Source organism: Actinoplanes xinjiangensis (assembly GCF_003148685.1).
Taxonomy (GTDB): domain Bacteria; phylum Actinomycetota; class Actinomycetes; order Mycobacteriales; family Micromonosporaceae; genus Actinoplanes; species Actinoplanes xinjiangensis.
Genome location: NZ_QGGR01000003.1, coordinates 546,872 through 571,370, shown reverse-complemented (window position 1 = coordinate 571,370; position 24,499 = coordinate 546,872). Strand labels below are relative to the sequence as shown.

The following is a 24,499-nucleotide window of genomic DNA, read 5'->3' as shown; positions in this document are numbered from 1 at the left end:
GGCCCGGGCCGTGGGAAACCGCCATCCGGGGGCTTTTCGGGTTGTATCGTGCCCGGGTTCCACCGTTGGGGTGACGGGAACGACATCGACGCGCCGTACGGGGTCCGATTCGCGGCGGAAGATCGCGAACGGATATTGATGTATTTACTCGGCGTCGCCACTCGACTACGGAGGCGTGTCGGCTAGATTCGTACCGTGGCGCCCAAAATCAAGATCCCCGCGACGAAATACCCGGTCGAGCGGTTCACGCTCGGCAACGGTCTGCGCGTGGTCCTCTCTCCGGATCGCAGCGCCCCGGTGGTCGGCGTGGCCGTCGTCTACGACGTCGGCATCCGTAGCGAGCCGGAGGGCCGAACCGGTTTCGCCCACCTCTTCGAGCACCTGATGTTCCAGGGCTCGGAGAACCTGGAGAAGCTGGCGCACTTCCGCCACGTGCAGGGTGCGGGCGGCAGCTTCAACGGCTCCACCCACCTCGACTACACCGACTACTTCGAGGTGCTGCCGACCGGTGGTCTGGAACGCGCCCTGTTCCTCGAGGCGGACCGGATGCGCGGCCCCCGGCTCACCGAGGAGAACCTGCGCAACCAGGTCGACGTGGTCAAGGAGGAGATCCGGGTCAACGTGCTGAACCGGCCGTACGGCGGGTTCCCGTGGCTGAAACTGCCACCGGTGATGTTCAGCACCTTCGCCAACGCGCACGACGGCTACGGCTCCTTCGAGGATCTGGAGAGCGCCACCGTCGAGGACGCGCAGGGATTCTTCGACCGCTACTACGCCTGCGGCAACGCGGTGCTCTCGGTCGCCGGCGACTTCGACGTGGCCGAGGCGACCACGATGATCGAGCGGCACTTCGGTGACGTCCCGGCCCGGCCCGCCCCGCAGCTGCCGGACTTCGACGAGCCCGACATCAACGGGGAACGGCGCGAGTCGTACACCGATCGCATCGCCCCGCTGCCCGCCGTCGCCGCCGGCTGGCGCGTGCCCGACCCGATCGGCACCTTCGAGGACTACCTGCCGTACGTGGTGCTCGCCGAGGTGCTCACCGACGGCGACGCGTCCCGGCTGGTCGAGCGCCTGGTCCAGCGTGACCGGACGGCCACCACCCTGGGCGGCTACCTCGGCTTCATGGGCGACGAGTACCTCGTGCGCAACCCGACCGCCCTGCTGCTCCAGGCCCACCTGCCCCCGGGCGGCGACGCCGGCAAGGTGCTGCGCACCATCGACGAGGAGCTCGACCGGCTGGCGGCCGACGGCCTCAAGCCCGGCGAGCTGGACCGTACCCAGGCCCGCATGGCGACCCGCGCGCTGCACGGCACCGACGACGTCCTCGGCCGGGCCCAGCCGATGGCCGTCCTGGAGCTGCAGCGTGGCCGCCCCGGACTGCTCAACGACCTGCCCAAGCTGATCAGCGAGGTGCGCGAGGAGCAGATCGTCGCCGCCGCGGGCACTCTGCGGCCCGAGCGCCGCGCCTCCGTCGAAGTCTTCCCGGGAGCCTCTTCGTGACCAAGACCCTGCCGGACCTGGTGCCGGACGCCGAGCTGAACCTGCCGCGGGAGCGCGAGCGGACCCTGTCCAACGGCCTCACCGTGATCGCGATCCGGCGGTCCGCGGTGCCGCTGGTCGAGGTGCGGCTGCGGATCCCGTTCGGGCGGGCCCCGCTCGCCCCGGCCACTCTGCTCTCGCAGGCGCTCTTCACCGGCACCAGCGGTATGAACAGCATCGACATCGCCGCCGAGTTGCAGGCGGTCGGCGGCGGCCTGGCCGCCGGACTCGACCCGGACCGGCTGCTGATCAGCGGTAACGCGCTCGCCGACGGCCTCGACCGGACGCTCGAACTGCTCGCCTCGGTTCTCACCGACGCCACCTATCCGGACGAGGAGGTGTCCACCGAGCGGGACCGGCTCGTCGACCACATCCAGGTCGCGCTCAGCCAGCCGGCACACCTCGCCCGGGTGGCCCTGCTCAAGCGGATGTACGGCAGCCACCCGTACGCGGTGCAGACCCCGGCGCCCGAGGAGATCCGGGTGCTGTCGCCGGGCCCGCTGCGCGAACTGCACGCCGCCCGGGTCCGTCCGGACGGCGCGGTGCTCGTACTGGTCGGCGACATCGACCCGGACCAGGCGATCGACACCGCGGAGAAGGTCCTCGGCGGCTGGTCGGGCAGTGCCCAGGACGGCAGCCTGCCGCCCACCCCCGCCCTGGAGACCGGTCCACTGCTGCTCGTCGACCGGCCCGGGTCGGTGCAGTCGTCGCTGCGGATCGCGCTGCCCGCGCTGACCCGCACCGACCCCGACTACGCGGCGCTCAACCTGGCGAACCTGGTGTTCGGCGGCTACTTCTCGTCCCGGTGGACCGAGAACATCCGGGAGGACAAGGGCTACACCTACGGGTCGTACTCGTCGGTCGACCACTACGTGGCCGGGTCCGCGCTGGTCGCCGCCGCCGAGGTGGCCACCGAGGTGACCGGCCCGTCGCTGCTGGAGACGAACTACGAGCTGGGCCGGATCGCCAGCCTCCCGCCCGGCGAGGAGGAGCTGGAACAGGCCCGCCGCTATGCCCTCGGCACGCTCCGGCTCGGCATGTCCACCCAGGCCGGGCTCGCCGGGCTGGCCAGCATGTACGCCGGGTTCGGGCTCCGCCTCGACCACCTCCGGAAGTACTCCGCGGCGCTGTCCGCGGCCACCCGCGAGGAGGTGGCCGCCGCCGCCTCGAAGTACCTCGCCCCGTCCCGTGCGGTGACCGTGGTCCTCGGCGACGCCGAGAAGATCGAGCCGCAACTGTCCGCCCTGACCGTGGTGGAGCGCAGCGCAGCGTGATCAGCTCGGAGAAACCGGGCGGTCCGCCGCTCGCCCGTACCACCCTCGACCGCGCGGCCCAGCACCGCCGGGACTCCGCATGGCTCGCCGCCGCCTGGGAACGCGGCCAGGTCCTCGTCGTGGACCTGGCCAAGGGCGGCCGGGCCCTGGTCAACGACCGCCCCGACGGTGGTGCCGCACTGATCCTGGTGCCACCGTCGGAGGCGCCGGAGGCCGAGCGCTGGTTCCTCGGCGTCGGCCCGGACGGCACGCCGTACTGGGCGGTCGACGCCCCGCTCACCGCCGCCGGCGACACCCGCGTGGCCGGCCTCCGTGAGGTCGGGCATCTGCTCGACGCCCGCGACACCGGCCTGCTGACCACGGCGGTCGCGCTCGGCAACTGGCACCGCAGTCACCTGTACTCGCCGCGTACCGGAAAACCGACCACAGTGGTGGAGGCCGGCTGGGCGCGGGTCGATCCGGACGGCACCATGATGTGGCCGCGGACCGACCCGGCGATGATCATCCTGGTGCACGACGGGGTCGCCGGCCCGACCGGGCGCTGCCTGCTCGGCCACAACGCGGCCTGGCCGGCCCGGCCCGACGGGTCCCGGCGTTTCTCCTGCCTGGCCGGGTTCGTCGAGGCCGGCGAGTCGGCGGAGGCGGCGGTCGCCCGCGAGGTGCAGGAGGAGGTGGGCGTCGACCTCTCCGAGATCCGGTACGAAGGGAGCCAGTCCTGGCCGTACCCCGGCTCCTTGATGCTCGGTTTTCAGGGGATCGCCGACCCGGGGCAGCCGCTGGTGCTGGATCCGGAGGAGATCGACGAGGCGCACTGGTTCACCAGGGAGGACGTCGCGAAGATGTTCTCCGGTGAGGGCTCGCACGGCGTGCCGATGAGCTCTTCGATCGCCTTCTATCTGATCGAGAAGTGGCTCCTCGAGGACTCAGAAGATTTTTCTGGTTAGGCGCAACCCATTCGAGCGTCCGTCGCGTCTTCCCTTCAAAGACGAGAGGGGAACCGATGACTCAGGTGGAGGCGCCGGCGTGGACGCCGATGTCCGCGGAGGAGCGGGAGGCGTTCGACCGGGACGGCTACATCGTCGTGCCGTCGGTGCTGAGTGAGAGCGAGATCGAGGCCGGCCGCGCCGCGATCCTGGGGTATTACGAGAAGCAGAAGTCCGCGGGCGAGCTGAGCGCGACCGGTGCCCTGCACCAGCTCTCGCCGATCGCGCACGTCCCCGAGCTGGCCTTCCTGATCGATCACCCCAAGGCTTTCAAGTACATCTGGTCGCTGCTCGGGTGGAACCTGCACATCTACCACTCGCACATCGACGTTCACCCGCAGCTGCACCAGAAGCAGAAACAATGGTGGCACTGGCACCAGGACGGCGGACGGCAGAACCGGGAGATCGAGACCGACCCGCGGCCGATGCTGTCGGTCAAGCTGGCGTACTGGTTCTCGGACGTGAGCGAGACCGGCCGCGGCAACTTCACCGTGCTGCCGGGCAGCCACAAGACCAACTGGCTGCCCGGCCCGCCGAGCCGTGGTGTCCCGTGGCCCGCGCCCGACGGCGCGACGCAGATCACCGCGAACGCCGGCGACCTGGTCGTCTTCGACCGGCGGATCTGGCACGCCCGGTCGGACAACTACTCCGACATCACCCGCGTCGGTGCGTTCTTCGGCTACACCCCGCGCTGGATCGCCATGCGCGACGAGAACGCCGACCTGCCGAACCGGCCGGAGTGGGCGAACCTCACCGAGGTGCAGAAGCAGCTGCTCGGTGGCTTCGGCGACGGCGACGGCGACCACCAGTGGGGTCACTACCCGGAGACCACGCCGCTCTACGGGGCGCTCAAGGAGCGCGGACTGCTCGACTCGAGCATCCCGGCGCTGATCCCGTAAATGGTTGCGGGAGGGGCCGCGGGCCCCTCCCGACCATCACGCCGCGATGGTGGCGAGGTGCTGCTTGACCTGGACGATCGACGGGTTCGTCAGAGCCGAGCCGTCGGCGAACTTCAGGGTCGGCACCGTCTGGTTACCGCCGTTGACGCTGCGCACGAACGCGGCCGAGGCCTCGTCCTGCTCGATGTCGACGACGTCGTAGGCGATGCCCTCCCGGTCGAGCTGCGACTTGAGGCGGTGGCAGTACCCACACCAGGACGTCGAGTACATGGTCAGCATCCGTCAAGACTCCTTCGATACAGGTCACACCGCGGTGCGGCTGACAAGCACAACACCCCGCCGGGGTGTCATGATTCCCTACCGTGCGGACTGAAGCAGTGCTGGCCGGGCTCGACCCGGATCAGCGTACGGCGGTGACCGCGCCCGCCGGTCCGGTCTGCATCCTGGCCGGCGCCGGCACGGGCAAGACCAGGGCGGTCACCCACCGGATCGCGTATCGGACGATGTCCGGCGAGATCAGCCCCCGGCACGTGCTCGCGGTGACCTTCACGGCACGGGCCGCGGCCGAGATGCGGGCCAGGCTCGGTGCCCTCGGTGCCGGCGGGGTGCAGGCCCGGACCTTCCACGCCGCAGCGCTGCGCCAGGTGCGCTATTTCGCACCACGCCTGCTCGATGGCCGGCGGATGCCCGAGCTGATGGAGAGCAAGGCCCGGATGGTCGGCCTCGCGGCGGCCAAGGCGGGGGTACGCACCGACCGCGCCGCCGCCCGCGACCTGGCCGGCGAGATCGAGTGGGCCAAGTCGTCCCTCGTCGAGCCGGGCGAGTACGCGGTGGCCGCGGCCAAGGCACTGCGCGAGCCGCCGTACGAACCGGCCCGGGTGGCCGAGGTGTTCGCCGCCTACGAGCAGCTCAAACGCAGGCAGGGTGTGATCGACTTCGAGGACCTGCTGCGCGCCGCGGTGTGGGGCATCGAGGAGCACCAGGACGTCGCCGACCAGATCCGTGCCCAGTACCGGCATTTCGTCGTCGACGAGTACCAGGACGTCAACCCGCTGCAGCAGCGGCTGCTCGATGCCTGGCTGGGCGGCCGGGACGACCTGACGGTGGTCGGGGACGCGAGTCAGACGATCTACTCGTTCACCGGTGCCACCTCGGCGTACCTCATCGATTTCCCGCGCCAGCGCCGTGGTGCCGTGGTGGTCCGGCTGGTCCGTGACTACCGGTCCACGCCGCAGGTGGTCGGGCTCGCCAACGCGGTGATCCGGCAGGCCCGTGGCACCGAGGCGAAACTGCGACTGGAACTGGTCGGCCAGCGTCCGTCCGGGCCCGAACCCGAACTCAAGATCTTCCCGGACGAGCACAGCGAGGCGGTTGCGGTGGCCCGGCGCTGCCGGGAACTGATCGCCGCCGGCACCCCGGCGAGCGAGATCGCGGTCCTCTTCCGTACCAACGCGCAGTCCGAGACGTACGAGGAGGCGCTCGCCGACGCCGAGGTGCCCTACGTGGTGCGGGGCGCCGAACGATTCTTCGAGCGGGCCGAGGTGCGGCAGGCGATGGTCGCGCTGCGCGCCGCCGTCCGGTCCATCCCGGGGGAGACGCCGCTCGTCGAGGCGGTCGTGGAGGCGCTGGCCGCGACCGGCTGGAACCGGCAGCAGCCACCGCCCGGCGGCGCGGCACGCGAGCAGTGGGAGGCACTGGCCGCCCTGGTCGCGCTCGCCGAGGAGTACGCGGCGTCGCCGGAGATCCTGCCGATCGGCGAGGCCGGGCGGGTCCAGCGCGACATCTCGCTCGCCGCCTTCAACGACGAGCTGATCCGCCGTGCCGAACAACAGCACGCACCAACTGTGTCCGGCGTCACTCTGGCTTCGCTGCACTCGGCCAAAGGCCTCGAATGGGACGCGGTCTTCCTGGCCGGGCTCGCCGACGGCACCCTTCCGACGACGTACGCGAAAACGGCCGAGCAGTTGGAGGAGGAACGCCGACTGCTCTACGTCGGGGTGACCCGGGCCCGGCAACTGCTCTGGCTGTCGTACGGCCAGTCGCGCGCCCCGGGCGGCCGGACCCGTCGCCCGTGCCGGTTCCTGCCGCAGCTCACCAAGGGTGGCGCCACCGAGTCCCGTACCGTCGAGCCGGGTCGGAAACCCGACCGCCGCCGCCCTCAGGTGTCCTTGTGCCGCATCTGCGGAGCCACCCTGCTGGCCGGCGCCGACCGCAAACTGGGCCGCTGTCCCACCTGCCCGTCCGACCTGGACGAAGACCTCCACGAGCGTCTCCAGGTGTGGCGCGCGGTCACCGCCGCTGAACTCAAAGTCCCTGCTTACGTGGTGTTCACCGATGCGACGTTGGTGGCCGTGGCGGAGCGCCGCCCGACGGAACCGGCACAACTGCTCGCGATCGCCGGGATCGGCCCCCGCAAGCTGGGTCAGTACGGCGACGCGGTCTTCGCTCTCGTGGCCGGCGCCAGCCCCGATGACCTTGCGCAGAAAAACTTTGAAAACTAGTGGCTAAATTCGTTTGCCCTCCCGTGTAGGGCAGGCATAGCCTCAGGACACACCTTGGCGAGCAGTGGATTCGCCGAGGTTCGACTACGAGTGCAACGCGATGGAGGAGGTGGCCACGATGAAGCTCGAAATCACGATGACAGTTGCGTCCATGCCGCTGAACCACGCCTGTGCTCTGCCCGTTTCGCTGCCCGCCACCGCCGCTCCGGCGTGGATGGCTGCTGAGCGGACCCAGGTTGAGCTCGTCCGGACCCTGCCGACCGCGGCAAGGCTCGTCCCGGCTCCGCGGGTGCACCAGGTCCCGGCCCAGGCCGAGTTGGGCGAATCTGCCCTGGTGCGCATCGAAGGCAACAACGGGACCACTGGCTTCAAGGGCAGCAACATCACCATCTCCAGCAAGCGCTACACGGATGGTGGCAGCGGTGTCCCGCCTCGAGGAAGGCCGGTCTGACAACAGACCACCGGCTCACCTCGAGGCCGCGGAACCCCTAACCGGGATCCGCGGCCTCAATTCTTTTCCGGCCGAACCGGCCGGATGCACGACCTGAAACACGATCCAGAAGATCGAGAAGAAGAGAGAGGTGACCGGGCTTTATGAGTCTGGCGCTGGCCCCGATCGACATGACCGTCGACCTCGAGGCAAACCTGCCCTGTCGGAAGTTCGACCCGGACATGTGGTTCTCCGACTCCCCGGCCCAGCTGGAGCTGGCCAAGTCGCTCTGCGGGGACTGCCCGCTGCGCGCCGAGTGCCTGGCCGGTGCGGTCGACCGTGCGGAGCCCTGGGGTGTCTGGGGTGGCGAGATCTTCGAGCGTGGCGCTGTCGTCCCGCGCAAGCGGCCCCGTGGCCGTCCGCGTAAGGCCGACGTCGCCCGCGACGCCGAGCTGGCTGTCGAGGTGGAAGAGCGCCTCGCCGCCAACGGCCTCGACACTCGCAGCTCCGTTCGTCTGGCCGCATGAGATGACCACCCTCCCCATGACCGAGATCGAAACCCGAAAGCCGAGAACCGAGATGCCTTCGAACGGAGACATGAAGATGAGACTCATCCAAGAGGCGTTGTCGAGGGCTCGAATGCCTCGGCCTCAGCGTGACCGTGCACCTGAGGCTTACCGCTCCGCCCGCCGTATCACGATGGACGCCCGCAGCCGGACGTCCCGTGAACTCGGCGCCGGACTCTGACGACCACCAGCGATGAGAAACGGCCCGTCCGCCACTGCGGACGGGCCGTTTTCCTTTGACCGCCTCAGTTGTACGGCGCGCCGGGGCTCAACTCGGGCCTGGACCGGTCGACGTCACAGTGGACGGTGATCAGCGTGCGATCGAGGTCGGCCCCGGCCGGGATGTCGGACTGTGTCATCGCCCCCCGTGTACCGGATCGGTGATCGCACCGGATCCGGTCGCGAGCATCTCGGCGGCGAGGAACAGCTGGTCGTACATCGCCGCGAGAGCGGAAGTGTCCGGCAGGCTGATCCACGTGCTCCTCACCGGGAATGCTCCGCCCGCCCACGAACCGCATCCCGAACTTCTTGAGGGACTCCAGCGCCGCCAGCTCCTCTATCCGGGCCGCGTGCTGCCGCAGTTCCTCGTAACTCATCGGAGTTCTACCCCGGGCAGCGCGGCCTCGATTCTGGCGCACTCGGACTCGAAGGCCTCGGCATTGTCACGGTCGGTGCCGGCATACGAATCGGCCGCGAGGATCAGGACGTCTGCGGTGGCGGCCAGACTCTCGGAGGTCGTACGGAGACTCTCGATCGCCTGATCGGCCAGTGTCTGCCAGGCGGTTCGGAACGGACCGTAGGGACCGCCGAGCATGCTGTCCCGCCCCAGAGCGGAGAGCCCCGCCTCTGACCGCAGGACCGCGGTGATGACGTTGCGATAGTGGTCAGCCAAGGGCTTGAGCTGGTACTCGCCTGCCTGCCAGAGCTTCACGCAGTCAGCGACGAGTCTCCCGTCCACAGTGCCCATGGTGTCCCCCGCTCGAGTGGGCCGGTTGGCTCCTCACTGGTGGGTACACCGGGAAGGGCAGACGCGTTCACACTCGAGCGGGCCGGAATCTCGCCGGCGGGGGACGCCCTCTGTCAGGGGACCGGGGCGAAGCCCGGCAACCATTTCTGGAGGATCTCCCGGTAGCCGGCCTCGGCCTCCAGCTGGCTGAGGACTCCGATCGAACCGAGCGTCACCCGATGGATCAGCAGGTAGGACGGGGGCAGGTTGAGTTTGCGGCTCAATGCGTACGCCGGCCCCCGGGGGTTCGCCAGGCGGCCGGCCTCGTTGCGGATCCAGCTTCGGGTGAAGCGGAAACGGTCGACCGCGACGGGCTCGATCATCGGGAGCAGGAAGTCCAGCAGGGCCTGCGCGTCGATGTCGTCGGCCGGCTTGATGAATCCCTCCTCGCGCAGACCGTCGACGACCGCCTCGGCCTCGCCGTCCAGGGCCAGCCGGACGAGGCGGCCGATCGGCTCGGGATGGCCCCCCGGCAGGCGGGCGACGGCGCCGAAGTCGATGACGCCGAGACGGCCGTCGGGAAGGATCCGGAAGTTGCCGGGGTGTGGGTCGGCGTGCAGCAGCCCGGCCCGGCCGGGTGCGGAGAAGTGCAGGATCGCCATCAGCCGGCCGGCCTCGTCGCGTTCGGCCTGGGTGCCGTCGGCGATGACCGCGGACAGCGGGGTGCCGTCGACCCATTCGGTGACCAGGATCTGTGGCGCGGACGTCACCACCCGGGGGACGAAGATCTCCGGGTCGTCCTGGTAGGCGGCGGCGAACGTGCGCTGGGTCTCCGCCTCCATCTCGTAGTCGAGTTCCTCGATGATCCGGTCCCGGAGCTCGGCGATCAGCGGTTTCACGTCCATCCCGGGCTGGATGATCTTGAACATGCCGGCCAGCCGGGAGAGTTGTTTGAGGTCGGAGACCAGGGCGTCGCCCGCTCCCGGATACTGCACCTTGACGGCCACGGGCAGCAGTTTCGGCTTCCCGTTGCGGCGGGCCGGTGGCAGCTTCCAGACCGCCCGGTGCACCTGGCCGATGCTGGCGGCGGCGGCCGGGCTGTCGTCGAACTCGGCGAACAGGTCCCGCCAGTCCGGCCCGAGCTGTTCGGCCAGCGCCTTGTGCACGTTCGCCACCGGCATCGGTGGCGCCGCCTCCTGGAGTTTGGTCAGCGCCTGCCGGTAGGGGCCGGCCATCTCGTCGGGTAGGGCCGCCTCGAAGACCGACAGGGCCTGACCGAATTTCATCGCTCCGCCCTTGAGCTGGCCCAGCACGCTGAAGAGCTGCTCGGCGGTGCGCTGCTGGATGTCGGCGGAGATGACGTCGGAGGCGATGCCGACTGCCCGTTTACCGAGACCCAGTGCGGCGCGCCCGGCGAAGCCGAGCGGTAGAGCGGCGAGCTTTGCGGTCCGGGACGCGGCGCGGCGCGGTATGTCCGTCACCAGATCATTGTGACCGACGGTTCCCCTCACCCGGCCCGTCGCAAGGTGGTTTGGCGGTTATGCGGTGAAGGTCCGGTGAAGGTTGGCCTCCGACGGCGCCGTTGGCACGCGCAGGCGGGGTGCGGCGCCCAGGTCCGGCGACGGAAACGGCCGGGCGCGGCGATCTCCACAGCGGCACCGAGGGTCTCCGGAGCCCCACCGTCGAGGAAGGTGAGCACCTCACCGGCCGCGTAGGCGGTCGCGGCGAGCAGGGTGGCCACCGCGCACGGCTCGGCGCCGCCGGAGACGGCCGCCTGCGCCCCGGTCCAGCCGCCGTCCCGCTCTCTGCGGTGCAGGTCGACGCAGTGCAGGCACGGGCCACCGGTGGCCGGCACGAGGGGACCGATCACGGCGACGCCGTCACGGATCGCGACGGCCAGGTGCGGTTGCCGCCGCGCGGCGAATCCGGCGGCGAGCAGGGCGGGCGGCTCGTCGTGGGCGAGTTGCACGACCAGGGACGCGGGGGTACGGCGTACCGGATGGACCACGGTGCCGGCGGCGGTCCGCAGGATCGCGGCCTCCACGGCGGTCCGTCTCGGGGCGCCGACGTCCTCCGGCCGGAGCGGGGAACCGGTGATCTCGGCCGCCCCGACGGCACCGGACAGGTCGGGATGCACGTGCCCGACACCGGCCTCGGCCAGGGCGACCGCGACGGTGGCGCCGAGCCGCCCGCGCCCGCTGACCACGACCCGGGCCGACCGGCGGCGACGCAGGACCCGTGCGGGGGACAGGCGCTCTCTCGGCTCGGAGCGGGGGCCGGCCGAGCCGAGGGCGAGCGCGGCCGCCTCACAGGTGAGCCGGTGCCGGGTGACGGCGGGCAGTGCGGGAGGCAGCAGTGCGAGGGAGGGCAGCACCAGGCCGACCGAGTGAAGCAGGTCGAGCAGGGCGAGTGTCTCGCCGGCCGGCACGCCCAGCTCGGCCGCCCGGGTCTGGACGAGGCGCTCGGAGTGCCGGCCGTCGAGCAGGTCGAGCACGCCGGCGGCGCGTGGATCCGGCATTTGCAGGACCACGCCGTGTGCGGGATCGAGGCCGAGTTGGAGCTCACCGGGGCCGCGCCAGAAGCGCGGGAGGCCCGGGATGAGGGTCGGCCGGGGCAGAGGAGTCCGGGTCATGAGTGACAGGGTGTCACTGTGAAGCTGCGGAGTGATGATGTTATCCACAGGCCCTCACCGCCCTGGTGAGGGTTGTCCACAGCTTTACCGGAGTTATCCACAGGTGCTCTAGTGGCTCACTTGACCCAACGTGTCTGAGTGAACACAGTTACGGGTGCGGCGTGCCGGGGAGGGCGGCCGTCTCCGGCTGTCCTCCCCGGAGCGCGGTCACGCCTTGGCCTTGCCCAGGATGCGGTTCATCGTGGTGCCGCAGACCGGGCACTTGCCCTTGGCCATGTTCATGCCGGTCTTGGAGACCGCAACTTCACCCTGGAAGTCGCGCTTCTCCTTGCACTTCACGCAGTAGCCGTTGTACGTGTTGTCGGCCACGGTTCCTCCTCGTCGTATCGTCGGCCGCCCGGCCCGATGTCTTGTTCTCGACGGCGGGCGCGAACCTGCCACGCGGATGTGGCCACCCGTCCGGGGCGGTCACTTACCCAGGTCAGGCCGGTTCCATGTCAGCGCAGCGTCGGCGGTGTCGCCGACGACGTGAGTGTGCCGGTCCTGCGTACCCTTTTTGGCCAGTTTTGCCGGGACACGCCGACGATTCCCATCGTAAAGGCATAAAACGGACAGAAATGCCGGTTGGGCGTGTGAGTCGACGATGGTCTAGTTTGACGGGTGTCACCGATGTTGCCGGTGGGGAAATTTTTTTCGGGTATATGCGGGCGAAGTGCTCATATACCGCGACCGTCATTGTCCGTACTCTTGCGGTAACCGGGGTGTGGCGGATTAGCGTCTCAATGTGAACCCGAATCTGGGCCACGCGAGCCGGTAATGGCCCGCGTGCGCAAGCCTGTCGTGGAAGTGCGGCGCAGCCAGCGCCGGCGACGGACGGTGTCCGCCTATCGCGACGGCGAGCGAGTCGTGGTGCTCATCCCGGACCGTTTCTCCCGCGCGGAGGAGACGGAGTGGGTCGAGCGCATGCTCGCCCGCCTGGAAGCTCGCGAGGAACGGCTGCGGTGCACCGACGCCGAGCTGCTGGCCCGCGCCCGCCGCCTGATCAACCGCTACCTGGCCGATCACGTCGACCAGGTGGTGCCGGCGAGCGTGCGCTGGGTGACGAACCAGAACGGGCGCTGGGGCTCCTGCACCCCCGACGACGCGACGATCCGGATCTCGCACCGCATCCAGGAGATGCCCGACTGGGTCATCGACTACGTGCTCCTGCACGAGCTGGCCCACCTCGTCGTACCCAGTCACAACAACCGCTTCTGGGACCTGGTCAACCGCTTCCCCAAGGCCGAGCGCGCCCGCGGCTATCTGGAGGGCGTCTCCGCCGCCGGCACCCTGGTGATGGCCGAATAAGATCAGGCCTGAGAGCGGCCGGCGATCCGGCGCCCGACGCGATGATGCGGTACGCCGTGAACACCCACCCGCGAGCACCCTGAGTAGGGTGTCGCTGTGACGCGGCGAGTAGTGGTGACAATGCTGGTGCCGGTGCCGTGGAGCCCGCCGGGAGTGGACCTCGCGGCCTGGCGCACCGCCATGGCCGAGGACGTGGTCGACCTCCTCGCCCGGCTGGCGCAGGCCGAGGCCGCGATCGCCGCCACCCCCGCCGACCTTGCGCTGGCCGAGGAGATCGCCTGGCCGGGCACGCGGATCTACGAGGTGCCCGGGCCCACCGTGCGGCCCGTTCTGGAGGCTGCCGCCGCGGACGGGTTCGACCAGGCCGCCGTGATAGCCGCGGACGCTCCGGACGTACCCGGAATGACCCTGGGGAAGTTGCTGGCGCCTCTGGAAGCCAAAGCCGTGGCCGTGGCCCCGGCGGGTCCCGGCGGAGGGCTCTTCGGCATCGCCACCGGCCTGCCCGCGCCGGACTGGCTGATCGACCACGACCTGGACACCGCCTCCGCGCAGCTGCTGCGCAGGACGGCACCGTCGCCCGGTGAGGTCACCTCGACCCCACCGTGGCGGCGGCTGCGCGGCCCGGCCGATCTGGCCGGCCTGGACCCCGCTCTGGAGGGCTGGGAGAACACCCGGGCCCTCCTCGGCGGCTGAACGCGCTGGTCAGTCTTCTTTCGGGCCCTCGCCCAGGTTGTCCAGCTCACTGATGTCCCAATCCGACCGGCCGCGGGCGAAACCCTCGGGATCGGCGAAGTCCTCGTCGGTCGGCAGCAGGTCCGGGTGGTCCCACAGCGCGTCCCGGCCCGGGATGCCCCGTTGCTCGGTGACCGCGGTCCACAGCGCGCCGGCCTCGCGCAGGCGGCGGGGCCGCAGCTCCAGACCGACCAGGGCGGCGAACGTCTGCTCGGCCGGCCCACCGGCGGCCCGGCGACGGCGGAACGCCTCACCGAGCGCGGCGACCGACGGCAGCCGGTCCGCGGCGGCGGCGTCCACCACCTGACCCACCCAGCCCTCGACCAGCGCGAGCGCGGTCTCCAGCCGGGCCAGACCGGCTTTCTGCTGCGGGGTGTCCTCGGGCGTGAAGATGCCTTCCAGAGCCATCGCCTGCATCGACTCGGGATCGGTCGGGTCGACCCGGCTCATCGCCTCCTCGATCGCCTCACGGTTCACCGTGATGCCGTTCGCGTAGGTCTCGACGGCGCTCAGCACGTGCGCGCGCAGCCACGGGACGTGCCCGAAGAGCCGCTGGTGGGCGGCCTCGCGCAACGCCACGTACAGCCGGACCTGGTCCTCGGGGAGTTCGAGACCGGAACCGTACGCCTTGATGTTGGCGGGAACCAGGGCGGCGGTGCCGGCCGGTCCGAGTGGGAGCCCGATGTCGCCGGCCGAGAGCACCTCGGCGGCGAGCTGGCCGAAGGCCTGCCCGAGCTGACCGCCGAAGAGCGCGCCGCCGAGCGTGGCGACCATCGACTGCATCGGGCCGAGCTGGAGGCGGGCCTCCTCGGGCACCAGGTCACCCATCGCGCCCACCATGCGGCCGGCGATCGGCTCGCACAGTTTCTTCCAGACGTCGAGAGTGTTGTAGATCCACTCGTTGCGGTTCCACGCGACGGACTTGTGGATACCACTCGGGAGCGCGCACACCGGATCGAGCCACAGGTCGGCGAGGCGCAGAGCCTCCTCGACATGATGGCGCTCCAGCATGTTCACCGCGGGGTCACCGGCCGCCGAGAGTTGGCTGGCGGCGACCTGACGGGCCAGGTCCCAGTTGACCGGGCCACTGCCGGGCGCGGCGAACATCTGCTGCAGCTGCGCCATGAACTGCTGCATCTGCTGCGGGTCGGAGGGGTCGGGCGGCTGCGCGCCCGGCAGGGAGAAGCCGAACGGGATATCAGGCACGACCCCAACGGTACGCGCGAAAAGCCCGTAGCGGACTGAGGGAGGTATCAGCTCAGAGAGAACTCAGACAGGGTGGGTACTCTCACGCGCATGAGACGTCGCGGTGTCACCGTCATCCTCGGTGCCCTGATCACCGCTCTGCTGGCTGCCGGTGTCATGGTCGCACCGATGCCCTACGTGGTGCTCAAACCCGGACCCACGGTCGACACCCTCGGTATCGAGAACGGAACCGAGGTCATCCAGGTCACGAAGGGCGAGACCTCCAAGTCCGCGGGCCAGTTGCGCCTCACCACCGTCAACGTGCAGTCACAGGTGGAGCTGGTGTGGGCGATCCGCGGCTGGCTGAGCGACTCCGACGCGGTCGTGCCGCGCGAGTTGATCTACCCGCCGGACCGCAGTGAGCAGCAGGTCCAGGAGCAGAACGCCCAGGAGTGGAAAGAGTCGCAGACCAGCGCCGAGACGGTCGCCCTGCGCGAACTGGGCTATCCGGTGCAGATCTACGTGGGGAAGGTCACCGCCGGTGGGGCGGCCGACGGCGTGCTGCGCGCCGACGACGTCATCACCTCGATCGACGGCACCCCGATCACCCGGGACTCCCAGGTCTCCGAGCTGGTCCGGGCCAAGCCGGCCGGGACCCCGCTGACCTTCGCCTACGAGCGTGCCGGCAAGGCGGCGACCGCGCAGATCGCCGCGCGGGCGGACGCGACGGACGGCACGCCGCGGATCGGGATCGAGATCGCCACGAAACAGCCCCATCCGTTCGAGATCGAGATCGACCTCGACAAGATCGGCGGCCCGAGCGCGGGCCTGATGTTCGCCCTCGGCATCATCGACAAGATGAGGCCCGAGGACCTTACCGGCGGCAAGATCATCGCAGGTACGGGGACCATCGACGACGACGGCAACGTCGGCCCGATCGGTGGCATCCCGCAGAAGCTGGTCGGCGCCGAGAAAGCCGGTGCCGAGCTGTTCCTGGTCCCCAAGGACAACTGTGCGGAGGCGCTGCGCAACGCCCGGCCCGGCCTCACCATGGCCGAGGTGGCCACGGTGGACGACGCGCTCACCGCGCTGACGGCCTTCATCGCCGGGAACGACCCGAAGCCGTGCTCGGCATCGTGAATGCACACGCCGGTAGTGACGAGACAGTTCTGCCGCGTATAGAAGCTGGATGCGACATCGTAAGGTGAAACACCGGCCAGACGAAGTGTGGAGCCAACGTTGGTCATGCGTAACAGTCCTCTACCGAGGATGAGCCGGCGCGGTCGCGTGACCGTCGGCGTCCTGGTCGGGGTATTCATTCTTTTCACGCTGCTCGGTTGGGGTATCGACGCGTACACCGACTACCTGTGGTTCGACGAGGTGGAGAGGACCGACGTCTTCTCCGGGGTGATCCTCACCCGCCTCGTCCTCTTCCTGGTGGTCGGCGCGGTGATGACGTTGATCGTCGCCGGCAACCTCTACCTGGCATACCGTCTGCGCCCGCTGCTGCGCCCACATTCAGCGGAGCAGGCCACCCTGGAGCGCTACCGCATGATCCTGGCGCCCCGCCTGGGCACCTGGATCGCCGTCACCGGCGTGATCATCGGCTTCTTCGCGGGACTCTCCGCGCAGAGCCGATGGGGCGACTGGATGCTGTTCCGCAACGGCGGGCCGTTCGGGGAGACCGATCCCCAGTTCGGCGTGGACATCTCCTTCTACATCTTCCAGTACCCGCTGTGGCGCTACCTGCTCGGTCTCGGCTTCACCGCCGTGGTGCTGTCGGTGATCGGCTCGCTCGCGGTGCACTACATCTTCGGCGGCGTGCGGCTGCAGGGTGTCGGTGACCGGATGACCACCGCGGCGCGCGCCCACCTGACCTCGCTGGTCGCGGTGTTCGTCCTGCTCAAGGCGGTGGCGTACGTTCTGGACCGGCGCGCGCTCCTGCTGGAGCAGCACGTGTCCCCCGGGCTGTACGGCGCGGGCTACACCGACGTGAACGCACTGCTGCCGGCCAAGGAGATCCTCGCCTACATCTCCGTGGTGGTGGCGATCGCGATCATCGTGTTCTCCAACGCTGTGATGCGAAACCTGGTCTGGCCCGGCGTCTCGCTGGCCCTGCTGGCGATCTCGGCCGTCGCGATCGGCGGCATCTACCCGCTGGCCGTGCAGAACTTCCAGGTCAAGCCGAGCCTGTTCGACAAGGAGTCGGAGTACATAGCGCGGTCCATCGCGGCCACGCGTACTGCGTTCGGGCTGGAGAACACCGAGGTCTCGCAGTACCCCACCGGTAGCGGCCGGCCACCGGAGACACTGGCGAGCGACACCAGCGCCCAGAACCTCCGGATCATCGACCCGCAACTGGTCTCGCAGGCGTTCACCGTGTCGCAGCAGTCCCGTGGTTTCTACGACTTCGGTGACAAGCTCGACGTGGACCGCTACACGATCAACGGCAAGACCCAGGACTACGTGGTCGGCGCCCGCGAGATCGACGACGAGAAACTCACCGCCCAGCAGAGCAACTGGCTCAACCGGCACACCGTCTACACCCACGGCTACGGCCTGGTGGCGGCGCCGGCCAACCAGAAGTGCGGCACCGGTCTGCCGTTCTTCGCCTCGGGCGTCCTCGGCAGTGAGGGCGGCGAGAACGTCAACAGCTGCATCACGCCGACCGAGGCGCTGGAAGCCGAACAACCGCGGATCTACTACGGCGAGAGATCCACCGAGTACGCGATCGTCGGCCAGAACGAGGACGGTAAGAACGTCGAGTTCGACCGGCCGCAGGGCGACAGCAACAACGCGGGCGAGGTGTACTACACGTACTCCGGCAAGGGCGGCGTCGAGATCGGGTCGTTCTTCCGCCGGATGATCTTCGCGATCAAGAACACCGAGAGCAACTTCGTGCTCTCCGACGCGGTCAACGAGAACTCCAAGCTGATGTACATCCGCGAACCCCGGGAACGTGTCGCGAAGGTGGCGCCGTTCCTCACCATCGACGGCGACCCGTACCCGGCCGTCGTCGAGGGGCGCATCGTCTGGATCCTCGACGGCTACACGACCGCGAAGACGTACCCGTACGCCCAGAAGATCAACCTGGCCACCGAGACCAAGGACGAGCTCACCGGCACGGGATCGTTCGCGCTCGCCCGCGACGACGTCAACTACATGCGCAACTCGGTCAAGGCGACCGTCGACGCGTACGACGGCACCGTGACGCTCTACGAGTTCGACGACAAGGACCCGATCCTCAAGGCGTGGAACAAGGCGTTCGGCGGTGACCTGATCCAGTCGAAGGACAAGATCCCGCCGGCGCTCGCCGAGCACTTCCGCTACCCGGCCGACATGTTCAAGGTGCAGCGCAACCTGCTCACCCGATTCCACGTCACCGACCCGCGGACCTACTTCTCCGGCGAGGACTTCTGGCAGGTCCCGAACGCACCCGACGCGCCGCAGAGCGGGTTCCAGCCGCCGTTCTACCTCAACGTCAAACTCCCCGAACAGGAGGAGACCCGGTTCCAGCTGACTGCCGGCGTCACCCCCCTCAAACGGGAGAACATGGCGGCCCTGGTCTCCGGTTCGTACGTCAACGGTGAACCACGGCTCGAGATACTGGAACTACGCGACGACACCATCGCACCCGGCCCCGTCCAGGTGCACCAGCTGATGGTCAACAAGGACAACATCTCCAACCAGCTGACGCTGCTCAACCGAGGCGGCCAGGCATCCGTCCTCTACGGCAACCTCATCTCACTGCCACTGGGCAACGACATCCTGTACGTCGAGCCCGTCTACGTGAAGAGCAGCCAGGCCGGGGCCGCACCACTGCTGCAGAAGGTGCTGATGTCCTACGGCGACGGCGGCACCTACGTCGTCCTCGAGGACAACCTCACCAAGGGCCTGGAAGCGCTCGCCGCCCTCGGCAAGGCCGCCCCACCGCCCACCGGCACGCCGTCCACCCCGACCACACCCACCACGCCCGGCGCCACCCCGACACCCAGCACGAGTGTCTCGCCGGCCAACCCGCCGCCCGGTCAGGTCACCGGCGATCTGGCGACGGCCGCCGCCGCCGTCGACCGGGCCATCGAAGATCTCAAGGCCGCGAAGCGGGCCGGCGACCTCGCCAAGGAAGGCGCAGCACTGATCGCCCTCGACGAGGCCATCAAGCGGTTCCAGGCCCTCGGCGCGGCAAGCACCAGCGCAAGCCCGACACCCACACCGAGCGGGTGACCATCGTCTCCGGGGGCCGTTTTGCGGTCCCCGGAGACGGTGCGGTAGTCTTTAGCTACCGACGCGGGGTGGAGCAGCTCGGTAGCTCGCTGGGCTCATAACCCAGAGGTCGCAGGTTCAAATCCTGTCCCCGCTACGAGTGCAGAGGGTCCTTGTTCGCGGAAACGCGAATCGGGACCCTCTTCTCGTTTCCGGACCTCTGCCGACCCCGGCGGAAACCCAGCCCCGGCCCCAGAGGTCCCGCCCGGCCTGATCCCGGTTCCGGTGATCCTGCCCCGGCCGTCCCCCAGCCTCAGCACTAGTTCCCGCGCCGGTGGTCCCGTCCAAGCCTAGGCCGGCGATCCCGCCCAGCGGCGTTTCGGCTGGGTGGGGCCGAACCATTCCGAGATCTTCTTCTCCGCACTTCGGTTGTTTCAGGAGACTGCTCTTCGGCTCCGTCATCAAGGTTGGGGTGGGTCCGGGTGACCGCCACCTGCCGGCGTCCTGCCGCTGCTCCTAGCCAGGGGTCCGACTCGCCCGGTTGTACGCTCCCTCGGTTGTTCCCGTCCGCTGGCTACGTCAACTCGGTCGACTACTCGTCTCGGGTACCCATGGCGCGCTTCTCGCTTGGCTGGAGCTCAGGCGGCTGCCCGGCCCTGGCGGTGGCATCTTCTCGCTCTCGGACCTTCCGGCTGGACCGCCGCGCGCCGTCGTAGTGGCCGAAGCCCTCCCAGCCCCGACCTCGAACCCGACCGAAACCCATTCCGGACGCCAGTTCGTCAGCCAGGCGACGCCCAGGCTTCTGCTCTCCATGTCGTGCCCATGCTCGTTCGCTACCTGATCGGGCGTCTCTGCTGACGTAGCCCGCCAGCCGAGGCGCATGATGCCGTCGAGTCGGAAGCGCCTGCTTCACGGTGTGTCGCGCAGAAGCCGGTCGAGGCCGCTCCGAAGCATGCCGGTCTCCGGCGATCTTCCCGGCTGGTTGTGACCGCTGTTTCGAGGCGCGTGAGACAGCGGTCACGACCAGCCGGGAAGATCCGGCTGGCTGTCACCGCTGTCTCAGCTCGTCTGAGACAGCGGTGGGGACCAGCCGGGCGCGATCCACCGTGGTGCGGGCAGTTCCACGAAGAGCTGTGGAGCCGGCCAGGTGGGGGTTGAGGCGGCGCGAACGAAGCCGAGGCGACGCGGAAAGCCGGGAGGAGGCAACGTAGCTGAGATGGAAGCCACAGTCCGTCTTCCTCGCGGGGCACTCTTAGATCGTTGCCAAGGCGCCTCGTGGTGCGCGGTGAAGGGTAATAGTGAGCGGGCACACACTCGCCGCCAGCCCTTAACGAGCGGGGTCCGGAGGGCTCGGCCTTTCCGGGAAACGAGAAGAGGGTCCCGATCCGCGTTTCCGCGAACAAGGACCCTCTGCACTCGTAGCGGGGACAGGATTTGAACCTGCGACCTCTGGGTTATGAGCCCAGCGAGCTACCGAGCTGCTCCACCCCGCGTCGGTAGGTAAAGACTAGCGCACCGGGTCGGCGGGGTGCAAAACGGCCCCCATGAGGTCGACTGCCGGGCCGGAGGGGGAGGGGGAAGGGGGACCGGAAGCGGCTACCACCGCCGGGTTGGCTTCGACGCCTACCGAGCCGCCGTGGCGTTCCGATGATGCGCTGGACGATGCGCGAGGCCGAGGCCTGTTACGGCGTAGCGTTCGGTGCCGTCGGCTCGGGTGAAGGCGTTGAAGACTTCGGCCCACTGTTGCTCGCGCCGGCCCCCGCTTACAGGGGGTGATCAGCGGCATCGGCCCTCCGGGGGGCTCCCGGAGGGCCGATCGCGGGTCAGCAGGTGGTGTAGCCCTTGCCGGCCTTCGTCCACCGGCAGCTGTCGATCGTCTTGCCGGCGTCGGTGCGCAGGGTCGCGGTGTCGCCGCTGTTGTTCCACACGTGGTAGCTCTTGCCCCAGTACCGGGTGTGGGCGGTGTTGGTGCCCTTGCCGGTGCGGACGGTCACGTACTTGCCGGCGTAGAGCGTGTAGCTGGTGGTGAACCGGTACAGGTTGCCGGCGGCGTCGCGGAAGGTCCACCCCTTGAGGTTGATGTTCTTCCTGCTGCGGTTCGTCAGCTGGACGTACTCGCCGTTGATGCTCTTGTTGGTGCGGTTGTCCACGCCGGCGGCGTTGTACGCGATCCGGGTGAACTGGACGGAGCCGACGGCCGGTGGGGCCGGGGGCGTCGTCGGGGGCCTGGTGGTCGGCGGTGTGGTGGTCGGCGGCGTGGTGGGCGTGGTGGTGGGGGTCGTGGTCGGCGGGGTGGTGCCGCCGCCGGTGCCGCCGACGTTGACGATCTGGGTGTACGTGTTGCTGGTGATCAGGTTCTCGGCGGAGGCGTACGCCGCGTTCCCGGTCTCGGCGATGACCGCCCGGTAGGTCTGCTGCCCGCCCGGCTGACCGGTGGCGGCGCCCTGGAATTCGGCGTTGTTGTCACCGTCGTCGTTGGGTGGCGTGGCACCACCCTCGCCGGCCGGACCGTCGGTGACGCCGGAGGCGACCTCCACCCAGCTGCCGCCGTTCTGCCGTTCCACGCGGACCGGGAAGTACGGCTGGTCGGGGCTGGTGTGCACGTTGAAGCTGATGCTGTTGGCGCCGGTCGAGGCGACGGTGAAGGTGGCGCCGACCTTGAGCGGCGCCTCCACGATCCGGGAGTACTGCCCGCCGGACTCGACGGCCCACACGAAGCCGGAGTCCATGATCCGGTGAATGGTCCACCGGCCGCTGCTGTTGGCGGTGACGGTGGTGGGCATGTCGTCCTCGAACTGGGTGGCCGGTGACAGCTCCGACCCCTGGGTGGCGTCCTTGCCCCACTTGTAGGCCGCCTCACGCAGGGTGACGGTGGCGTTCGCGGTGGCCGTGCCGGTCAGGGTCACCTCGCCGTAGCCGACCTGGGCGGCCGGAGTGTCGAAGGTCGGCGCCGCGGCCCAGGCCGGTGTGCTGCCGAACACGCCGGTACCGGCGATGAGTACGCCCAGCGCGGAACCCATACCGAAAACTGTTTTCGGTCGTGTGTACATGATGTTCGAGATCCTCCGTAGTGCGGGCGGAATAACCCGCTCCGGCATCGGTCGCGAGATTATCGAAAACAAATCCGGGGGCCATCGGCCTTCTCGCCTGCGCACCCTACCCGTAGGTGCCGTCGGCCCTGCCGTGATCATAATTGCAGGTGGGGAGGTGTTTGCCGGGCTGTCGGTAAAGTTGTCGCCAGCGCCGATCGAGGGAATGTACAAGAAATGTTGGAACTAGCCGCCGATTGTTCTCGGTGCGCCGCGTTGTGCTGCGTTGCCCCCGCTTTCGCCAAGTCGTCCGATTTTGCGGTCGACAAGCCGGCCGGGCGGCCCTGCCGGAATCTGGGTGACGATTTCCGGTGCACCATTCATGAGGAGTTGCCGCGGCGGGGATTCCCCGGCTGCGTGGTGTTCGACTGCTTCGGGGCCGGTCAGCGGATCACCCAGGAGACCTTCGGCGGGCGGGACTGGCGGTCCGCGCCGGAGCTGGCCGGAGACATGTTCGCGTCACTCCCGGTGGTGCGGCAGCTGCACGAGCTGATGTGGTACCTGACCGAGGCGCTGAAGCTGGACGAGGCGCGCCGGCTGCACCCGAAGCTACGGGCCGCCCTCGACGAGACCGACGCCCTGGCCGGTGGGGGTCCGGACGATCTGCGCGGGCTGGACGTGGAGGCGTACCGGATGAGGATCGTGCCGTTGTTGCGGAGGGCCAGCGAGATGGCCCGGTCCCGGGTCGCCGGGCGACGCCCCGACCACAGTGGCGCCCGGCTGATCGGCCGGCGCATGCGCGGTGCCGATCTGCGCGGTGCCAGTTTCCGCGGGGCGTTGCTGATCGGCGCGGACCTGCGTGACGCGGATCTGCGGCGGGCCGACTTCACCGGCGCCGACATGCGGGGTACGGATCTGCGCGGCGCGAATCTGGAGGGATCGATCTTCCTGACCGCGTCACAGTTGCGTGCCGCAGTGACCGGCGCCGATCACCCTTAGGATGGGCGCATGCAACCGGTGTCCGGTGTGGTGTGGGTCCTGACCGTTGCCGGCATCGTCGGCCTGCTGCTCTTCGACTTCTTCTTCCACGTGCGCAAGGCTCATGTGCCCAAGCTGCGTGAGGCGGCGCGGTGGACGTCGATCTACGTGTCGATCGCGATCCTGTTCGGTGTCGGCGTCTGGGTCTTCGGCGGCGCCACCATGGGCCAGGAGTATTTCGCGGGGTACGTCACCGAGGAGGCGCTCTCGGTCGACAACCTGTTCGTCTTCCTGCTGTTGCTGAGCAGCTTCAAGGTGCCCCGTGCTGACCAGCAGAAGGTGCTGTTGTTCGGGATCGTGGTGTCGCTGATCGCGCGGACCGGGTTCATCCTGCTCGGCGCCGCGCTGATCAACTCGTTCGCCTGGATCTTCTACCTGTTCGGGCTGATCCTGCTGGTCACCGCGGGCAACCTGCTGAAGGAGAAACGGGACGACGGCGAGGCGCCGGACAACATCGTGATCCGGCTGGCGCGGCGGTTCCTGCGGACCTCGGAGACGTACGACGGGGACAAGCTCTTCACCTATCAGGACGGCAAGCGGGTGCTCACGCCGATGCTGCTGGTCATGGTGGCGATCGGCGGTACCGACATCCTGTTCGCGCTGGACTCGATCCCGGCGATCTTCGGGCTGACCCAGAACGTCTACCTGGTCTTCACCGCCACCGCCTTCTCCCTGCTCGGGTTGCGGCAGCTCTACTTCCTGATCGACGGCCTGCTGGACCGTCTGGTCTTCCTGTCCTACGGGCTGGCCGCGATCCTCGGCCTGATCGGCGTGAAGCTGGTCCTGCACGCCCTGCACGAGAACAATGTGCCGTTCATCAACGGCGGTGAGCCGGTCGACGTGGTGGAGATCCCGACCACCGTGTCCCTCGGGGCGATCGTCGGTGTCCTGCTGGTCACCGTGGTCGCGTCGCTGCTGAGCCCGAAGGGGCAGGCCCGGACCGCGGCGGCCGCGGCCCGCCGGTCGGCGCATGAGTTCCTCGACGTGGAGACCGACCCGGAGTATTGCGACGAGGTCTATCACCGGATGCGCGTCGAGGAGGACAGGGTCCGGGCGCTGTCGGAGAAGCAGCGGGCCCTGATACCTCAGGAGGCGCAGCTGATGGAGTTGCTGGACCGCGCGCACCGGGTCCACGAGGAGCGTGTCGCCGCCGGGCGCTGTTTCGTGCCGGCGGCGAGCTGAGCGGCGGCTC

General features: G+C 69.1%; 21 protein-coding genes and 2 tRNA genes. 14 read left to right on the top strand and 9 right to left on the bottom strand.

The annotated features are described in order from the left end of the window. Window positions 1–195: 195 nt before the first annotated feature. From BC793_RS09465 to BC793_RS09450, 4 genes are read left to right on the top strand one after another with little or no spacing between them, the layout of a single operon-like run. Window positions 196–1,503 (top strand): M16 family metallopeptidase, encoded by a 1,308-nt coding sequence (locus BC793_RS09465; RefSeq protein WP_109591307.1) that lies wholly within the window; start codon window positions 196–198, stop codon window positions 1,501–1,503. Next, on the top strand, window positions 1,500–2,816 hold the full coding sequence (locus BC793_RS09460) for a M16 family metallopeptidase (RefSeq protein WP_109591304.1): 1,317 nt from the start codon (window positions 1,500–1,502) through the stop codon (window positions 2,814–2,816). The genes BC793_RS09465 and BC793_RS09460 overlap by 4 nt, the downstream gene beginning before the upstream one ends. After that, window positions 2,813–3,760: an NAD(+) diphosphatase gene (nudC, locus tag BC793_RS09455; protein ID WP_239169731.1), complete on the top strand. Its 948-nt coding sequence runs from the start codon at window positions 2,813–2,815 to the stop codon at window positions 3,758–3,760. Before BC793_RS09460 ends, nudC begins: the two co-directional genes overlap by 4 nt. A gap of 56 nt (window positions 3,761–3,816) precedes the next feature. Beyond that, window positions 3,817–4,698: a phytanoyl-CoA dioxygenase family protein gene (locus tag BC793_RS09450; protein WP_109591302.1), complete on the top strand. Its 882-nt coding sequence runs from the start codon at window positions 3,817–3,819 to the stop codon at window positions 4,696–4,698. Window positions 4,699–4,734: 36 nt separating this feature from the next. On the opposite strand, the gene BC793_RS09445 is transcribed toward BC793_RS09450, so the two are convergent. Beyond that, the gene (locus tag BC793_RS09445; RefSeq protein ID WP_109591300.1) at window positions 4,735–4,977 is read right to left on the bottom strand and encodes a mycoredoxin; all 243 of its coding nucleotides are present in this window, start codon (window positions 4,975–4,977) and stop codon (window positions 4,735–4,737) included. 83 nt (window positions 4,978–5,060) lie between these two features. Here BC793_RS09445 and BC793_RS09440 point away from each other — a divergent pair, with 83 nt between their 5' ends. The 3 genes from BC793_RS09440 (at window position 5,061) to BC793_RS09430 (ending at window position 8,156) form a co-directional block, all read left to right on the top strand. Beyond that, the gene (locus BC793_RS09440; protein WP_109591298.1) at window positions 5,061–7,199 is read left to right on the top strand and encodes an ATP-dependent DNA helicase UvrD2; all 2,139 of its coding nucleotides are present in this window, start codon (window positions 5,061–5,063) and stop codon (window positions 7,197–7,199) included. Window positions 7,200–7,317: 118 nt separating this feature from the next. Further along, on the top strand, window positions 7,318–7,650 hold the full coding sequence (locus BC793_RS09435; RefSeq protein WP_239169730.1) for a hypothetical protein: 333 nt from the start codon (window positions 7,318–7,320) through the stop codon (window positions 7,648–7,650). A 143-nt stretch (window positions 7,651–7,793) separates the two neighbouring features. After that, window positions 7,794–8,156 (top strand): WhiB family transcriptional regulator, encoded by a 363-nt coding sequence (locus tag BC793_RS09430; protein ID WP_093619169.1) that lies wholly within the window; start codon window positions 7,794–7,796, stop codon window positions 8,154–8,156. A 394-nt stretch (window positions 8,157–8,550) separates the two neighbouring features. Here BC793_RS09430 and BC793_RS52245 read toward each other — a convergent pair whose 3' ends face one another. From BC793_RS52245 to BC793_RS50210, 5 genes are all read right to left on the bottom strand, one after another. Continuing rightward, window positions 8,551–8,682: a hypothetical protein gene (locus tag BC793_RS52245; protein WP_275416107.1), complete on the bottom strand. Its 132-nt coding sequence runs from the start codon at window positions 8,680–8,682 to the stop codon at window positions 8,551–8,553. Window positions 8,683–8,787: 105 nt separating this feature from the next. Beyond that, window positions 8,788–9,153 (bottom strand): hypothetical protein, encoded by a 366-nt coding sequence (locus tag BC793_RS09420; protein ID WP_146246210.1) that lies wholly within the window; start codon window positions 9,151–9,153, stop codon window positions 8,788–8,790. 122 nt (window positions 9,154–9,275) lie between these two features. Continuing rightward, window positions 9,276–10,622 carry an ABC1 kinase family protein gene (locus BC793_RS09415; protein WP_109591294.1) on the bottom strand — a complete coding sequence of 449 codons (1,347 nt, stop codon included), beginning with the start codon at window positions 10,620–10,622 and terminating at the stop codon, window positions 9,276–9,278. Between the two features lie 26 nt (window positions 10,623–10,648). Continuing rightward, window positions 10,649–11,773, bottom strand: a complete 1,125-nt coding sequence (locus BC793_RS09410) for a hypothetical protein (RefSeq protein ID WP_109591507.1) — start codon at window positions 11,771–11,773, stop codon at window positions 10,649–10,651. 207 nt (window positions 11,774–11,980) lie between these two features. Further along, window positions 11,981–12,142, bottom strand: coding sequence for a DUF5679 domain-containing protein (locus BC793_RS50210; protein ID WP_170153756.1), 162 nt, complete (start codon window positions 12,140–12,142; stop codon window positions 11,981–11,983). Window positions 12,143–12,589: 447 nt separating this feature from the next. Here BC793_RS50210 and BC793_RS09405 point away from each other — a divergent pair, with 447 nt between their 5' ends. Together BC793_RS09405 and BC793_RS09400 are read left to right on the top strand one after the other, a co-directional pair. Further along, a complete protein-coding gene (locus BC793_RS09405; RefSeq protein WP_109591292.1) occupies window positions 12,590–13,120 on the top strand; it encodes a M48 metallopeptidase family protein in 531 nt (176 codons plus the stop codon). A 96-nt stretch (window positions 13,121–13,216) separates the two neighbouring features. After that, entirely contained in the window at window positions 13,217–13,813 is a 597-nt protein-coding gene (locus BC793_RS09400) for a hypothetical protein (RefSeq protein WP_109591290.1), read from the top strand. 9 nt (window positions 13,814–13,822) lie between these two features. Here BC793_RS09400 and BC793_RS09395 read toward each other — a convergent pair whose 3' ends face one another. Next, window positions 13,823–15,058, bottom strand: a complete 1,236-nt coding sequence (locus BC793_RS09395) for a zinc-dependent metalloprotease (RefSeq protein ID WP_109591288.1) — start codon at window positions 15,056–15,058, stop codon at window positions 13,823–13,825. Window positions 15,059–15,148: 90 nt separating this feature from the next. On the opposite strand from BC793_RS09395, the gene BC793_RS09390 reads away from it, so the two are divergent. The 3 genes from BC793_RS09390 to BC793_RS09380 all read left to right on the top strand — a co-directional run bounded on the left by BC793_RS09390 (window position 15,149) and on the right by BC793_RS09380 (window position 19,397). Continuing rightward, window positions 15,149–16,177, top strand: a complete 1,029-nt coding sequence (locus BC793_RS09390; protein ID WP_109591286.1) for a YlbL family protein — start codon at window positions 15,149–15,151, stop codon at window positions 16,175–16,177. 105 nt (window positions 16,178–16,282) lie between these two features. Further along, window positions 16,283–19,261 (top strand): UPF0182 family membrane protein, encoded by a 2,979-nt coding sequence (locus BC793_RS09385; RefSeq protein ID WP_203896050.1) that lies wholly within the window; start codon window positions 16,283–16,285, stop codon window positions 19,259–19,261. Window positions 19,262–19,323: 62 nt separating this feature from the next. Beyond that, window positions 19,324–19,397, top strand: a tRNA-Met gene (locus BC793_RS09380). Window positions 19,398–20,659: 1,262 nt separating this feature from the next. On the opposite strand, the gene BC793_RS09375 is transcribed toward BC793_RS09380, so the two are convergent. After that, a tRNA-Met gene (locus BC793_RS09375) sits at window positions 20,660–20,733 on the bottom strand. A gap of 330 nt (window positions 20,734–21,063) precedes the next feature. Beyond that, window positions 21,064–22,260, bottom strand: coding sequence for a lamin tail domain-containing protein (locus BC793_RS50510; protein ID WP_239169729.1), 1,197 nt, complete (start codon window positions 22,258–22,260; stop codon window positions 21,064–21,066). 399 nt (window positions 22,261–22,659) lie between these two features. On the opposite strand from BC793_RS50510, the gene BC793_RS09365 reads away from it, so the two are divergent. Together BC793_RS09365 and BC793_RS09360 are read left to right on the top strand one after the other, a co-directional pair. Beyond that, on the top strand, window positions 22,660–23,268 hold the full coding sequence (locus BC793_RS09365) for a pentapeptide repeat-containing protein (RefSeq protein WP_239169728.1): 609 nt from the start codon (window positions 22,660–22,662) through the stop codon (window positions 23,266–23,268). A 9-nt stretch (window positions 23,269–23,277) separates the two neighbouring features. Then, the gene (locus BC793_RS09360) at window positions 23,278–24,489 is read left to right on the top strand and encodes a TerC family protein (protein WP_109591280.1); all 1,212 of its coding nucleotides are present in this window, start codon (window positions 23,278–23,280) and stop codon (window positions 24,487–24,489) included. Window positions 24,490–24,499: the final 10 nt, after the last annotated feature.

Bases quoted from the DNA above. Each gene is read 5' to 3' on its own strand.
- BC793_RS09450 (WP_109591302.1), top strand. From the start codon at position 3,817: ATGACTCAGGTGGAGGCGCCGGCGTGGACGCCGATGTCCGCGGAGGAG.
- BC793_RS09445 (WP_109591300.1), bottom strand. From the start codon at position 4,977: ATGCTGACCATGTACTCGACGTCCTGGTGTGGGTACTGCCACCGCCTC.
- BC793_RS09435 (WP_239169730.1), top strand. From the start codon at position 7,318: ATGAAGCTCGAAATCACGATGACAGTTGCGTCCATGCCGCTGAACCAC.
- BC793_RS09430 (WP_093619169.1), top strand. From the start codon at position 7,794: ATGAGTCTGGCGCTGGCCCCGATCGACATGACCGTCGACCTCGAGGCA.
- BC793_RS09410 (WP_109591507.1), bottom strand. From the start codon at position 11,773: ATGACCCGGACTCCTCTGCCCCGGCCGACCCTCATCCCGGGCCTCCCG.
- BC793_RS09405 (WP_109591292.1), top strand. From the start codon at position 12,590: ATGGCCCGCGTGCGCAAGCCTGTCGTGGAAGTGCGGCGCAGCCAGCGC.
- BC793_RS09390 (WP_109591286.1), top strand. From the start codon at position 15,149: ATGAGACGTCGCGGTGTCACCGTCATCCTCGGTGCCCTGATCACCGCT.
- BC793_RS09385 (WP_203896050.1), top strand. From the start codon at position 16,283: ATGCGTAACAGTCCTCTACCGAGGATGAGCCGGCGCGGTCGCGTGACC.
- BC793_RS50510 (WP_239169729.1), bottom strand. From the start codon at position 22,260: ATGGGTTCCGCGCTGGGCGTACTCATCGCCGGTACCGGCGTGTTCGGC.
- BC793_RS09360 (WP_109591280.1), top strand. From the start codon at position 23,278: ATGCAACCGGTGTCCGGTGTGGTGTGGGTCCTGACCGTTGCCGGCATC.